The organism is Pseudomonas sp. RU47 (assembly GCF_004011755.1).
Classification (GTDB): Bacteria; Pseudomonadota; Gammaproteobacteria; order Pseudomonadales; family Pseudomonadaceae; genus Aquipseudomonas.
On record NZ_CP022411.1, the window covers coordinates 1,988,891 to 2,001,908 of the forward strand.

The following is a 13,018-nucleotide window of genomic DNA, read 5'->3' on the forward strand; positions in this document are numbered from 1 at the left end:
GTCTTTGATGGATATTTTTGATACCCGCACCATGCTTGAAGCGGTCGAGCAAATGCCAACCGCGCGGCGCTTTTTGCTGAACACATTTTTCAACGGCGGCAGTCCTGTCACGTTCCCGACCAAAACCGTGGACATCGACATCATCAAGGGCAAACGCAAAATGGCGCCGTTTGTTAATCCTCGCCTGCCGGGCAGTGTGTCGTTGCGCGAAGGCTATACCACCAGCACCTACAGCCCGCCGTACATTCAACCCAAGCGCGAAACCACCGCCGAGCTGGTGCTCAAGCGTTCGGCCGGCGACAACCCGTTTTCCTCGCGTACTCCGCTGGAGCGTGCCGGGCAATTGCTCGGTAAGGACCTGCGCGATCTGGACGACGAAATCATCCGCCGGGAAGAATGGATGTGCGCCCAGGCACTTACGACCGGAAAGGTTCGCGTCGTGGGGGAAGGGGTGGATGACACCATCGACTTCCTGATGGCCCCCGATCACAAGATCAGCCTGGGTAGCGGTCAGTGGGGCACCGAAGACGGCGACCCGATTGCCAATCTTCGTAGCTGGAAGCGCAAGATCGCCAAGGACTCCGGGCGCACGGCAAACACCGTAGCTATGAGCGGCGAGGCGCTGGACGCCTTTCAATCCAGTGCGATGGTGATGAAACAGCTCAACACTCGCCGCGTTGACATGGGCTTGATCAAGCCAGAGGAACTGCCAGACGGCGTGACTTACCTGGGCTACCTGAATGATCCCGGCGTCGACCTTTATGGTTATGACGAGTGGTATCTGGACGACGAGGATGACGAGCAACCAATGATTCCGGCAGGTGGCTTGATTCTCGGCTCGACGTCCACGCGCAACGCCATGCTCTACGGGGCGATTCAAGATCTGGAAGCCGTGGAAAGTGGCTTGGTCGAAGCGGCGCGCTTCCCGAAGAGCTGGGTGACCCAAGAGCCGAGCGCTCGTTGGCTGAAGCTGCAGAGTGCGGCATTGGCTGGCCTGCTCGAACCGGATGCGTTCATTTACGCCAAGGTGGTGTGACATGGCCAAGAAAGCCGATTTTCTGGTGATCGACGGTTGCGTGCAGGATGGCCGCGTCGTTGTTGTGAAGGGCGAGCCTTACAGTCCGCCAAGTAAAGGGATTGAGGAAGCGTTACTCGCCGAAGGGCGTATCGCTCCGCTCAAGGACCCCCGAGCCCAAGAACTGCTGCGCCAGAAATCGGGCGTTGCCAATGAGGACGACGACAGCGGCGGTGAGTGATGGGTTTTCGCGAATTGAGCGACGATATGGACGCCCTGGTGTTGGATGGCTTGGGCGACATGGCAACGGTCGGCGGTCGAGAGATCGCCGGTTTCTTTTCCGCGCCATGGCTGCAGCCGCGCATGGGGCGGATCAACACCGCATTGCGCGAGCCGCAATTTGAGATTCGCGTCGTCGATGCGGCGGGTGTTGAGCCGGGGCAACTGGTCGTTGTAGATCTGGCAAAGCAGGACGGGGGAGGCCAGTACGATCTGGTCAAGCTGGAGCCAGATGGTTCAGGCTGGGTGGCATTGCTTTTGAGGGCTAAAGCATGAGCGTCGGCAGCTATTTCAAACCTTCAGCCAGTGGCGGGATGATCTCGCTGCAAACCTCGGCGGCAGACTTGAAAGCCTTTCAGGACTTTGCCGCCCTGGTGCCGAAAGCAGCATCCAATGCCCAGCGTCGCGCGATCAATAAAACCTTGCGCTGGCTTGCCACCCACATCGCTCGCGCCGTCGGCCGGCAGGAACGCATTGCGGTCGCCGCTGTACGGCAACGTCTGCGGGCCTACCCGGTCAGCGGCGGCGCAAACAGCGGAAAATTGTGGTTCGGCCTCAACGCCATGGAAGCCAGCCGCATAGGCCGGGCACGGCAAACCCGATCCGGTGTGTCAGTCGCGGGGCGACGCTTCCAGGGCGCGTTCCACAAGCGAGTCTATGGGAGCAGCGCAGATGTCTGGATCCGCGTCGGCAGCAAGCATTTCAAATCTTCGGATTACCCCGATAGCGATGTCAGTGCAGCCGGCGGCGCGAGTTCGGGCTGGATTGCCGAACATGACAACCGCTTCCCGCTGGCCAAGGCCAAGGTGTCGCTGGAGCAAGCCCGACCGCACTTCGATAGCTGGGTGCGAAAAGCAGACGAGCATTTGGTGCATGTCCTGCAGCAGGAACTCAATTTTGAAGTGCAGAAGTACTTGAAGGGGAAATGACGTAATGGATTCAGTCGACGAACCATTCAGTCTTGAGCAGCTGTATCGAGCCATCGAACGACACCTTCATGATCATTTGCCGGGCGTTCAGACGGTCGCGGTCTGGCCCAACATTGATGATCGCATCGCCTTGCCGGCGGTGCTGGTGGAACTGGCAGAAATGGAGCCGGGCGTTGATCCGGGGACGGGTGAAACCTGCTTGGCCTGCAAGTTTGAGGCGCGGGTGATCACCGATCCGATTCAGCCCGACCATCATCAGCAAGCAGTGTTCTTGGCGGGTCAGTTGGCCGTTCTACTACGGGCGCAGTCTTGGGGCGTAGAGGTCGAGCCAGCCGAGTTCGTTCAGGCCATGCAGGACTGGACCAAACCCGAACTGGACGGCTACACGGTCTGGGTCGTGGAATGGACACAGCAGATCTACCTCGGTGAAACCTGCTGGCCTTGGCCGGATCAGCCACCGGGGACGTTGGTGTTTGACGTTGAGCCGGGTGACGGACCATTCCAGCCCGAGGATCTGCCGTGAGTTACGCGAGCGCCCAGCATGACCGCATGATCGCGGGGGCGGTAAAGGCTTGCTACGTGGTCGCGGTGGATCTGTCCGCTTCACCGCCGGTATGTCGCGTGTCGGATGGCAGTGAATGGGTCAGCGCTTGGGTGCGGTGGCACAGCATTGCAGCGGGCAAGGCCAGGCACTGGCGTGCACCGTCTTTGGGCGAGCAGGGCAGTTTGATCAGTCCCAGCGGTGACGTGTCGCAAGGCACGTTTGTCCCGGGCCTGTATGGCAATGCCGGACCCCCGCCAGATAATCGCGATCACGTCGAGGTCTGGCGTTTCGATGATGGCGGGTCGCTGGTCTACGACTGGCAGGCCAAGAGCTACAGCATCACGCTCCCGAGCGGTACGGTCACCATCAAAGTGGCCAGCACCGAAGCGGTCGTGACCGATGCGGCCGTGAGCGTGACTACCGGCAACATCAATCTGAAAGCGGCGGTGATGATCGACGGTGCGTTACACGTTACTAAGGGCATCACCAGCGCCGGCGCGATCATTGACGCCACCGGCAACAGTAATCACCACACGCATTAATTCATTCACGACAGCCCGCCCAGTGCGGGCTTTTTCATGCCTGGAGAAACAGATGGCCAAGATCGATACGACCGTCACCGAGGTGCAAGCGTCCTCGGAACTGGCAATTGCATCCTCACCGTTCTCATCGCCCGAACTCTTGAAATACCGCGACAAGCTCTACACGTCGCGACTGTTGATCGTCCCCGGCACTGACCGTGCCTACCCGGTCGACAAGGCGACGGTCGTGGTGCCGGCTTCCGACATCGAAGCAGTCAAGTTCCTGAAAGCCAGCGAAGAATACGAGCCGTTCAAGGAGTGACATCGATGATCGGAATGGATCGCCACACCGGCCTACCCATATCCGGCATCGAGCACCTGCGGCAATCCATTGCCGACATATTGAGCACGCCGCTGGGCAGTCGCCGGCACCGCATGGAGTACGGCAGCAAGCTGCGCCGGTTTGTCGATTTGCCCGTTAACGAGGGCTGGAAAAGCGCCGTACAGGCTGAGGTCGCCCGCGCCTTGGGGCGCTGGGAGCCACGTTTGAAGCTCGACCATGTGCGTGTCCTTTCCGTCATTGGTGGGCAAATCAATCTGCAAATCGTCGGGAAGTACCTGGGCGACGGCGTTACGTTGGAGGTGGCCGCATGAGTACCGTAGATCTGTCGTCGCTGCCAGCGCCGACCGTGCTGGAGCCTCTGGATTTTGAAGAGGTTTATCAGGACGGGCTGAGCGTGTTTCGCGGGTACATGGGCGGTAACTGGACGGCCGCGCTGGAAAGCGATCCAGTTGTCAAAGTGCTTGAGGTCGGGGCTTACAACAAGGTCGGTAACCGCGCCCGAGTCAATGACGCCGGCAAGGCGCTGTTACTGGCGCACGCCATTCGCGGCGACCTCGACCACTTGGGCGCAAACGTCAATCTGCAGCGCCTGGTCATTCAGGCCGAGGATCTGCTGGCAGTGCCACCGGTGCCCAAGGTCATGGAAGACGACGACCCGTTTCGCGAGCGTATCCAGTTGGCCTATGAGGGGTTGACCACGGCCGGACCGCGTAACAGCTACATCCTGCACGCGCGTAACGCCTCGGGGCTGGTGGCAGATGCCACGGCTGAAAGTCCGGCGCCTTGTTACGTTACGGTAACGGTGCTGGGGCTGGACGGGGAAGGCGAAGCTGCGCCGGATCTGCTGGCGACGGTGGCCGCTGCGTTGAATGACGATGACGTGCGCCCGGTCGGTGATCGCGTGACTGTGCAGAGCGCAGAGGTGATTCGTTACGAGATTGACGCCATTTTGCACATGGCCAGCGCTGGCCCTGAAGCGGATGCCAGTTTGGCCGAGGCGAAAAGCCGCTTGGCAGCCTGGATCAATCCACGCAAGCGGCTGGGCGTTGAGATCGCCCGCTCGGCTGTTGACGCTCAGTTGCACGTTGCCGGCGTTGCCCGGGTTGAGTTGGTCGGGTGGCAGGATCTGGCCCCGACCAAGGCGCAAGCGGCTTTCTGTACGAGCTACAACGTGAGGCTGGCGGGCTGATATGAAAAGTCTCCTACCGCTCAACAGCACGCAATTGGAACGGGCCATGGAGGCCGCGTTTTTCGACAAGACGATTGTCCCTCTGCGCGACCTCTACAACGCTGAAACCTGCCCGGTGCATTTGCTGCCGCACCTGGCATGGGCATGGTCGGTGGATCGCTGGGATTACCGGTGGACTGAGGCGACCAAGCGCGCGGCCATCAAGGCGTCGTACTACATCCACAAGCACAAAGGCACCATCGGCGCGTTGCGCCGGGTGGTCGAGCCGCTGGGCTACCTGATCGAGATTGTCGAGTGGTTCCAGACCGTGCCCGCGGGCGTGCCGGGCACCTTCGCGCTGAAGGTCGGGGTGCTGGATACCGGCATCACCGAAGAAATGTATCAGGAGCTGGAGCGCCTGATTGACGATGCCAAACCCGTCACACGGCAACTGACCGGGCTGGCCATCAGCCTGGAGACCCAAGGAAATCTGGACATTGCCGTGTCCCTCTACGACGGCGACGAAATCGACGTTTACCCACCCGTCATGCGTGACATTGAGGTCACTGGCAGCTTTGGCGTGGTCGGCCGCGAACACACTATAGACACCCTGGACGTTTATTATGATTGATGCGAACTCGCAGTTTTTTGCGATCCTCACGAACGTGGGGATGGCCAAGCAGGCGAACGCCGACGCGCTTGGCATTCCCTGGAAACTCACCGAAATGGGCGTGGGTGATGCCAACCCGAACGGGCTGGCAGATCCGCCCAATCCGGTGCCGTCGGCCATACAAACCAAGCTGCTCAATGAGTGGCGCCGAAAGCCGCTCAACCAACTGAAGATTGACCCGGTCAATCCGGCGGTGATCATCGCTGAGCAGATCATTCCCGCTGATGAGGGAGGTAAGTGGATCCGCGAAATCGGCCTCTATGATGCGGACGGCGATCTGGTGGCGGTGGCCAACTGTGCGCCAAGCTTCAAGCCGCTGCTGTCGCAAGGCTCTGGCCGCACGCAAGTCGTGCGCATGAACTTTGTGGTCAGCAACGCCGGGAATATCACGTTAAAGATTGACCCGGCGGTGGTACTGGCAACCCGCGAATATGTTGACTCGCGTCTTCTGGATGAGTTGAGCAGGCTCGACATTAAGCAATCTGTGCGCGCCGCAACGACGGCCAATATTGCTCTGCTCGGTTTGCAGGTGGTGGATGGTGTTTCGCTGAACGCCGGCGATCGGGTGTTGGTGAAGAATCAGACGGTTGCGAAGGATAATGGGCCATACGTGGTGGCGGTTGGTGCCTGGACGCGGGCCAAAGATGCCGACAGCAATGCCAAGGTCACGCCGAATATGACGCTGGCGGTTGAGGTGGGTGCTACTCAGGCCGACACAATCTGGCAGTTGGTGACAGATGGCGCGATTGTAGTGGGTGTCACGGCCTTGACGTTCAAGGACGTCACCGACGGCCTCGCCCGTTTGTTTTCACCGAGCTTTGTCGGCAACCCAACGGCGCCGACGCCGGCGCAATTTGACAGCAGCAAGTTGCTGGCTACGGCTGAATTCGTGAAGCGCAGCGGGGTTGAGTTTTCAGGCTTCACCTCAAGCAGCGCGGATTTGGCGCTTACGGCTGCACATGTCGGCGGCCTTCACAGCTTTTCCGGTGCCGTGCAACTCACCGCGACCTTGCCGCCTACGGCAGGTATCGCGCAGGGCGCTACTGTCACGCTTGCCTGTGCGGGTGCTGGCGGCCTGAGAGTTGTAGGGGCTGGAGCTGATGTGGTTTACACCTCTAGCGGTATTGCCGGTCCGTTGGTGCTGGCCTTGGGCGACACGGCCGAATTCATTCGGCTGCAAGATCAGTGGCGGCTGAGCGGTGGCACTGTTGCGTTGCGTTTTGCCGGCATCATGGCGGGGGAGAGCTTCACAACCCGGCCTCAATTCGATAGCACCAAGGCGCTAGCAACTACTGAGTTTGTGCAGCGCTCGGCGGGCAGTTTGGCGGGGTATGTCGCCTATCCGGCAACTACGGTTTTGACGGCCGCCGATGTCGGCAAGTACGTCTATGCAAGCGGGGCCACTGTCACTCTCACGCTGCCTGATGCCACGCTGTTGCCCCTCGGAAGTCGTATTTACATTCAGGCGGGAGCAATGACCGTCTGCACTGTCAGGTCCATTAACGGCGCGATTACTGGGCCAAATGGCAATCAGGTGGGTTCAAACAGTGTGGTACTGGGTAACGGCGTTGCGTCAGAATTTATCGCAACGGGTGTGAACTGGCTGGCCGTTGGCGGATCTGGACTCGCCGCTCTTTTTGCTAACGGCTATCAGCGGCACCCATCGGGGCTGATCGAGCAGTGGGGAACCGTCTCTGTTCAAGATAATGCGGAGCTGAGTATTGTCCTTCCCGTTGCGTTCCCTAACGCGATTTTAGGGGCTTTGGCCGGGGTATCCAACTCGGCACAAGCAGGGGCGGCAGAGTTTTCTATTGCTGGAGCGCGAAAGAACGGCGGCAGTCTCAACAGCATTTTGGTCAATGCGAACTCGGGGCCGACCACGTCTGTTATTCCAGTCATTTATTGGCGAGCCTGGGGATACTGATCATGATTTTTTTTAGTGCGTCTGAGCGTGGCTTTTACGAAGGCACCATTAATAGCGACATGCCAGACGATGGCGTTGAGGTTTCCGAGGAGCGCCGTCGCGCAATTCTGGAAGGTCAGTCTGCCGGAATGGCCATTGCTGCTGACGAGTTTGGCGGCCCTATCCTTGTCGAGCGGCCGGCGCCTACTGCAGAGGTGCTGGCCGCCGCTGAGCGTGTTTGGCGGGATCGGCAATTGGCGGCTACTGACCCTCTGGTTTCACGCCATCGCGACGAGGTTGAGGAAGGCGGGTCGACCTCGATCACGCCTGAGCAATATACCGAGCTGCAAGGCTACCGACGGCTATTGCGCGACTGGCCGCAAGGAGATCAATTCCCGCTCGCCGAACACCGGCCGCCGGCGCCGACCTGGCTGGCAGCACAAACCACCTAAACGCCCCTCACTGACGGGGCGTTTTTCATTTCGTCACGCGTAACACCAACAACCTCACAGCCTCGCTCATCGCGGGGCTTTTTCGTTTCTGGAGACTGACCCTTATGAGTTTTTTCCACGGCGTCACGACCACGTCGGTCGACACTGGCGCGCGCACCATCTCGCTGCCGTCGTCATCGATTATCGGTCTGTGTGACACGTTCACCCCGGGCGTGCTCGGCGGCGGCACGGCGAAAGCCGGCGAACTGAAGTTGATCACCACTGAACGCGAAGCCATCGCTGCCTTTGGCCCCGATTCGGCGATCACCAAGGCCTGTCAGGCGATCTACGTCAAAGCCAAAGCCGTGATCGTTGCCATCGGCGTGGCCAAGCTGGAAGACCCCGCGATGCAGATCTCGGCGATCATCGGCGGCGTTCTGGCCTCGGGTCAGCGCACCGGCTTACAGGCGCTGCTTGATGGCAAAAGCCTGTTCAACGCCCAACCGCGGTTGTTGATCGCGCCGGGTCATACGGCGACTCAGGCTGTGGCCACGGCGCTCGATAGCTTGGCGCAGAAGCTGCGCGCCATTGGCATCATCGATGGCCCGGGCACGACCGACGAGGCCGCTATGGCCTACGCCGAGAACTTCGGTAGTCGCAACCTGTTCATGGTCGACCCGGGCGTCAAGTATTGGGACACCATCACCAGCAAGACCGTCGACGCGCCCGGTTCGGCTTGGGCGGCGGGGCTGTTTGCCTGGACGGATGCTGAATACGGCTTCTGGGCTTCGCCATCGAACAAGGAATTGACCGGTATCACCGGCACCGGCCGCGCGGTCGAGTACCTGGACGGCGACGAGACCTGCCGGGCAAACCTGCTCAACAACGCCAATATCACCACGATCATTCGCGACGACGGTTACCGCCTGTGGGGCAACCGCACGCTGTCGAGCGATCCGAAGTGGGCGTTCGTTACCCGCGTTCGCACGTTGTTCATCCTCATGGACGCGGTGCAGGCCGGGCACAAGTGGGCGGTTGACCGCTCGATCACCAAGACCTACGTGACCGATGTCACCAACGGTCTGGATGCGTTCATGCGCGACCTGAAAGCCCAGGGCGCAATCATCAACTTTGAAGTGTTCCCCGACACCGAACTGAACACGGCCAGCCAGATCGCCCAGGGCAAGGTGTATTGGCGCATCCGTTTCACCGACGTGCCGCCGGCAGAGAACCCGAATTTCCTTTTCGAAGTCACCGATCAGTGGATGACCGAAGTGCTTGAAGCAGCCTAAGGGGGCGTAGCAAATGATTCCTCAGACTTTGTACAACACCAACCTGTTCGTCGACGGCGTGAACTTCTCCGGCGACGTGCCGAGCCTGACGCTGCCCAAGCTGACCACCAAGACTGACGAATATCGTGGCGGCGGCATGGCCGGCCCCATCGACATGGATCAGGGGCTTGAAAAAATGGAAGCCTCGTTTGTCACCAAGGGCGTGCGCCGCGAGTCGCTGAAGTACTTCGGCCTGGCTGACGGCACGGCGTTCAACGCTACGTTCCGAGGTGCCTTCAAGGGCCAAAAGGGCGCGGTGACAGCGGTCGTTGCCACTCTGCGCGGTCGCCTCAAAGAGGTCGATCTCGGTGACTGGAAAGCCGGTGATGCGGCCGAGATTAAACACGCCGTTTCGGTCACGTACTACAAGCTCGAAATCGACGGGCGCCTGATGTACGAGATCGACATGGTCGCCGGCATTCAGGTGATCGACGGCAAAGACCAACTGCTCGAAGTGCGCCAAGCACTCGGCATGTAAGGAATAGATCCAGATGAATCAAGTAATCGCTAAAAACCTGCCGGTCTGGCTGTCGCTAAGTGCGCTCGGCGCTGTTGTAACGCTGACCCGTCCAAGCCAAGCCAATAGCGTCGACGTCGAGACGTTGAACCTGCGTAACCCGACTGTGCGTGAAGTGCGCGCGGCCGACCGTGCCGCCAACGGCGACGACGAACAACGCGAACTGATGCTGTTCGCCGGTCTGGCCGAAGTCGGACTGAAGGATCTGGAAGGCCTCAAGCTGACGGATTATCGCCGCGTGCAAACGGCGTATTCGCACCTGGTACCGAAAACCGATTATTCAGATTCGATGCCGGCTTGGTTGTCGCTGACCACCGACCAGGTGCTGGTGACACTTTCGTGCCCGAGTGAAATCAACGGCGTGACCGTCGACAAGCTGGCCTTGCGTTCGCCGACCGTGGGCGACGTACGGGCGGCCAACCGTGAAGTGGGTGGCGATGATGAGCAGCGCGAGCTGATGTTGTTTGCTGCGTTGTCCGGTGCGCGTGTGGCGGATCTGGAGGGGCTGAAGCTGGTGGATTTTAACCGCTTGCAGGCCGGCTATTTTCGCATGGACAACGACGACGGGCTTTAACCCCAGCGTTATCAAGTCGGCGGCGAAACGTCTGGCGGCGGAAACCGGATTTTCCGCCGCTGAGATCCAGTCGATGCCGTTCGCGGATATGGTGTGGTGGCTCACGGATTGAGCCGCCATCGGTAGTGCTGGGCACATGAGGGCCAAGACATGGCAAACAAACTCGCCCTCGGGCTGGTGATCGGCGGTGCCGTCAGTTCAACGGTCGGCGCCGCGTTCAAGGATGTGACCGGGCGCATCAAGCGCCTTGAGGCTGAAGGCAACAAAGCGCGCGTGCTGCAGCGCACGATTGGCGACACCATCCGCCTGCGCGAAGAATGGAAAAAGGCTCACGACACCGGCGCGGCCGGTGCTTCCAAATTACTCAGCCGTTTGAACTCGAACCTCGACAGCCTGAAAAAGCAGGGGGTCGAGGTCGGCCGGCTGGAAAAAGCCTATCGTTCGATGGGGCAGATGGCCAACAAAGCCGAGCTGAAAGCCAAGGGTCATCAGCAGATCGATTCTGGCGTAAAGGGCATGAAGGGCGCCGTCGGTGCTGCGGTCGTCGGTGTCGGTGCCATGGCGGTACCGGCCAAGGTCAGCGCTGATTTTGGCGCGATTGTGCGTGACATCGCGATCAAGGCCGGCATTGCCAACAAGCCGCAAGAGCAGGAGATGTCGCGCAAGATCATCGACACTTCACGCGACACCGGCATGGCGCGCAACGATGTGGCCGACGTGGTCAATCAGTTGGTCGGCGCCGGCATGGACTTGAGCAAAGCGCTGGAATACGCGTCTGTCGCGGCCAAGTTTGTCGTGGGGCAGGGATCCAGCGGCGTCGACACGGCCAAAATGATCAACGCCCTGGGGCAGAACGCCAAGATCACCGACCCCAAGCAGATGCAGCAGGCGCTGGAGGCGATTGCTTACCAAGGGCAGGCGGGCAGCTTTGAAGCGGCCGACATGGCCAAGTGGTTCCCGGAACTGCTGGCCAACATGGCCAGCAACGGCATCACCGGCTTGGATGCGGTGACCCAACTGGGTGCCATGCTGCAGGTGCAAATGAAACAGGCCGGCAGTTCGGACGAGGCGGCCAACAACCTGAAAAACTGGATGGGCAAAATCGGTTCGACCGACACGGTCAAGGCTTACGAAAAAGCCGGGATTGATTACAAGGGATCGATGCAGACCGGTTTGCAAAACGGCATGTCGACGCTCGAAACCAGTATGGCGCTGGCTCAGAAATACATCCAGGCAACCGATCCAAAGCGCGCGGCGGCCATGGCCGAAGCGACGTCGAAAATCAGCAAGGAAGCCAATCCAGAAAAGGCCAAGGCCATGATGGCCTCGCTGGAAGAATCTCTGCGCACCGGTGATCTGTTCGCCGACATGCAGGTCAAGGCAGCGCTGTCGGCCTACATGCAGAACAAGGCGCTGTACAGCCAGCTCAAAAACGATTCGCGCGAAGCGACCGGGATCCTCGACAAGAACCTCGCCGAGCGGCGCGAGTCGTCATCGCAGAAATGGGCGGAGATGGCCCAATCGATGGATGACGCCATGCGCAGCATCGGCGATGCCTTGCGGCCGGTCACGGACACCGTGGCCGAGTCGTTGACCAAGGTTACTAAAGGCATCACGTCGCTGACGGATAGCGCGCCCGGGGTGGTTGCCGGTATCGCCACGGTCGGGGCGGGGCTGATCGCCTTAAAAGGTATCTTCAACACGATCAAGATCAGCAAGGGGCTGCTAAACCTTGCGCGTGGGGCTCGCGGTGGCAGGAATGGAAGCGAAGCCCCAAATAAAAACCCCGGAGAACTTGATCTGGTAGCGACTGGCCTAGATGTTGTTTCGCGGGTGAAGGAAGCGGCAGCAGGCGGTGGCCTTGGTGCTGAAAGTGGTTCAGGTAACGACGGCGTCAAGAAGGTTTTCGTCGTCAATGCCGGCGCTATGGGTGGCGGTGTGGATGCGTCGGGCGAATCGCGCCGACCGTGGACGTGGGTCAAGGCGCAGCGCGCGGCGCCGATCGTTGCCGAGTTCGAGAGGTCCGCGCCCATCTGTGCCTCGTCCACCTGTTCCTGTTTCGCGGCCACCTGTTTCGATCCCATCGCCATCAGTCCCTTCCGTTCCTGGCGGGGCATTGTCCAAGCTCGGCGTCGTCGCAGGAACCGTCGGTAAGGTCGGCAAGGCGGCCAAGGTCATTCCTGGCGGCACGCTGCTGGAGTCCGGCGCGATGGCGCTTGAAACCTTTCAAAACGCCAAGACCAAGGACGAAAAAGCCGAAGGTTACGGTTCGGCCGCTGGCAACTTGGCCGGCACCATGGCCGGTGCAGCAGCAGGCGCCGCCATCGGTTCGGTTGTGCCGATCATCGGCACCGCGATCGGCGGCATGATCGGTGCTTACCTGGGCAGTCAGGGCGGTGCGGCGCTGGGCGGGTCGTTGGGTAAGTCGCTGTTCGGCGGTGAGGATGAAAAGCCCGAGCAAACGGCAAAGGTGCCGGTGCCGACCACGCCGCTCATGATGGCGTCAGCGGCGCAGCAAGGCCCGCTGCTGGGGGATGTCGCGCGCTCGATGGCAGTGACGGCGCCGCTCAAGTCGGCGGCGATGGCCATCCAGCCCAAGGAGGCGGCGAAGCCGGAGCCGGCCAAGGTGGATCAAAAGTTTGAGTATTCGCTGAGCATGCCGGTCACGGTAGAGGGAGATGTCAAAGACCCTCAGCGCCTAGCGCAGGATCTCATGCCGCACATGCAGCGAATGATGGCGGATGCGGCGAGGAGTAACGCCGCCAAGCTGTACGACGAACCCCATGTCTAAGG

At 60.5% G+C, this 13,018-nt stretch carries 15 protein-coding genes and 1 pseudogene; all 16 read left to right on the forward strand.

Going from position 1 to position 13,018, the window contains the following annotated elements; all coding sequences use genetic code 11:
• Nucleotides 1-7 precede the first annotated feature (7 nt).
• The 16 genes and pseudogenes from CCX46_RS09115 (at nucleotide 8) to CCX46_RS09190 (ending at nucleotide 13,016) form a co-directional block, all read left to right on the forward strand.
• Entirely contained in the window at nucleotides 8-1,036 is a 1,029-nt protein-coding gene (locus CCX46_RS09115; protein ID WP_103305630.1) for a major capsid protein, read from the forward strand.
• Nucleotide 1,037: 1 nt separating this feature from the next.
• Nucleotides 1,038-1,256: a hypothetical protein gene (locus CCX46_RS09120; protein ID WP_103305631.1), complete on the forward strand. Its 219-nt coding sequence runs from the start codon at nucleotides 1,038-1,040 to the stop codon at nucleotides 1,254-1,256.
• Nucleotides 1,256-1,570: a head-tail joining protein gene (locus CCX46_RS09125; protein ID WP_127926430.1), complete on the forward strand. Its 315-nt coding sequence runs from the start codon at nucleotides 1,256-1,258 to the stop codon at nucleotides 1,568-1,570. The genes CCX46_RS09120 and CCX46_RS09125 overlap by 1 nt, the downstream gene beginning before the upstream one ends.
• On the forward strand, nucleotides 1,567-2,223 hold the full coding sequence (locus CCX46_RS09130) for a hypothetical protein (protein ID WP_127926431.1): 657 nt from the start codon (nucleotides 1,567-1,569) through the stop codon (nucleotides 2,221-2,223). The genes CCX46_RS09125 and CCX46_RS09130 overlap by 4 nt, the downstream gene beginning before the upstream one ends.
• Nucleotides 2,224-2,227: 4 nt before the next feature.
• Complete coding sequence (locus CCX46_RS09135; protein WP_127926432.1) at nucleotides 2,228-2,746, forward strand: hypothetical protein; 519 nt, start codon at nucleotides 2,228-2,230, stop codon at nucleotides 2,744-2,746.
• Nucleotides 2,743-3,309, forward strand: coding sequence for a phage baseplate assembly protein V (locus CCX46_RS09140; RefSeq protein WP_127926433.1), 567 nt, complete (start codon nucleotides 2,743-2,745; stop codon nucleotides 3,307-3,309). Before CCX46_RS09135 ends, CCX46_RS09140 begins: the two co-directional genes overlap by 4 nt.
• Nucleotides 3,310-3,361: 52 nt before the next feature.
• Nucleotides 3,362-3,610, forward strand: a complete 249-nt coding sequence (locus tag CCX46_RS09145) for a hypothetical protein (protein ID WP_238704389.1) — start codon at nucleotides 3,362-3,364, stop codon at nucleotides 3,608-3,610.
• A 5-nt stretch (nucleotides 3,611-3,615) separates the two neighbouring features.
• Entirely contained in the window at nucleotides 3,616-3,942 is a 327-nt protein-coding gene (locus CCX46_RS09150) for a GPW/gp25 family protein (RefSeq protein WP_127926434.1), read from the forward strand.
• Nucleotides 3,939-4,820 carry a baseplate assembly protein gene (locus tag CCX46_RS09155; protein ID WP_127926435.1) on the forward strand — a complete coding sequence of 294 codons (882 nt, stop codon included), beginning with the start codon at nucleotides 3,939-3,941 and terminating at the stop codon, nucleotides 4,818-4,820. Before CCX46_RS09150 ends, CCX46_RS09155 begins: the two co-directional genes overlap by 4 nt.
• A gap of 1 nt (nucleotide 4,821) precedes the next feature.
• The gene (locus tag CCX46_RS09160; protein ID WP_127926436.1) at nucleotides 4,822-5,430 is read left to right on the forward strand and encodes a phage tail protein I; all 609 of its coding nucleotides are present in this window, start codon (nucleotides 4,822-4,824) and stop codon (nucleotides 5,428-5,430) included.
• On the forward strand, nucleotides 5,423-7,393 hold the full coding sequence (locus tag CCX46_RS09165; RefSeq protein WP_127926437.1) for a phage tail protein: 1,971 nt from the start codon (nucleotides 5,423-5,425) through the stop codon (nucleotides 7,391-7,393). The genes CCX46_RS09160 and CCX46_RS09165 overlap by 8 nt, the downstream gene beginning before the upstream one ends.
• 2 nt (nucleotides 7,394-7,395) lie before the next feature.
• Nucleotides 7,396-7,824 carry a phage tail assembly chaperone gene (locus CCX46_RS09170; RefSeq protein WP_127926438.1) on the forward strand — a complete coding sequence of 143 codons (429 nt, stop codon included), beginning with the start codon at nucleotides 7,396-7,398 and terminating at the stop codon, nucleotides 7,822-7,824.
• 104 nt (nucleotides 7,825-7,928) lie between these two features.
• Nucleotides 7,929-9,095 carry a phage tail sheath subtilisin-like domain-containing protein gene (locus CCX46_RS09175; RefSeq protein ID WP_127926439.1) on the forward strand — a complete coding sequence of 389 codons (1,167 nt, stop codon included), beginning with the start codon at nucleotides 7,929-7,931 and terminating at the stop codon, nucleotides 9,093-9,095.
• Nucleotides 9,096-9,108: 13 nt separating this feature from the next.
• Nucleotides 9,109-9,612, forward strand: a complete 504-nt coding sequence (locus tag CCX46_RS09180) for a phage major tail tube protein (RefSeq protein ID WP_102902301.1) — start codon at nucleotides 9,109-9,111, stop codon at nucleotides 9,610-9,612.
• 13 nt (nucleotides 9,613-9,625) lie between these two features.
• Complete coding sequence (locus tag CCX46_RS31045; protein WP_127926440.1) at nucleotides 9,626-10,225, forward strand: phage tail assembly protein; 600 nt, start codon at nucleotides 9,626-9,628, stop codon at nucleotides 10,223-10,225.
• Nucleotides 10,226-10,375: 150 nt separating this feature from the next.
• Nucleotides 10,376-13,016, forward strand: a pseudogene (locus CCX46_RS09190) (phage tail tape measure protein).
• Nucleotides 13,017-13,018 lie beyond the last annotated feature (2 nt).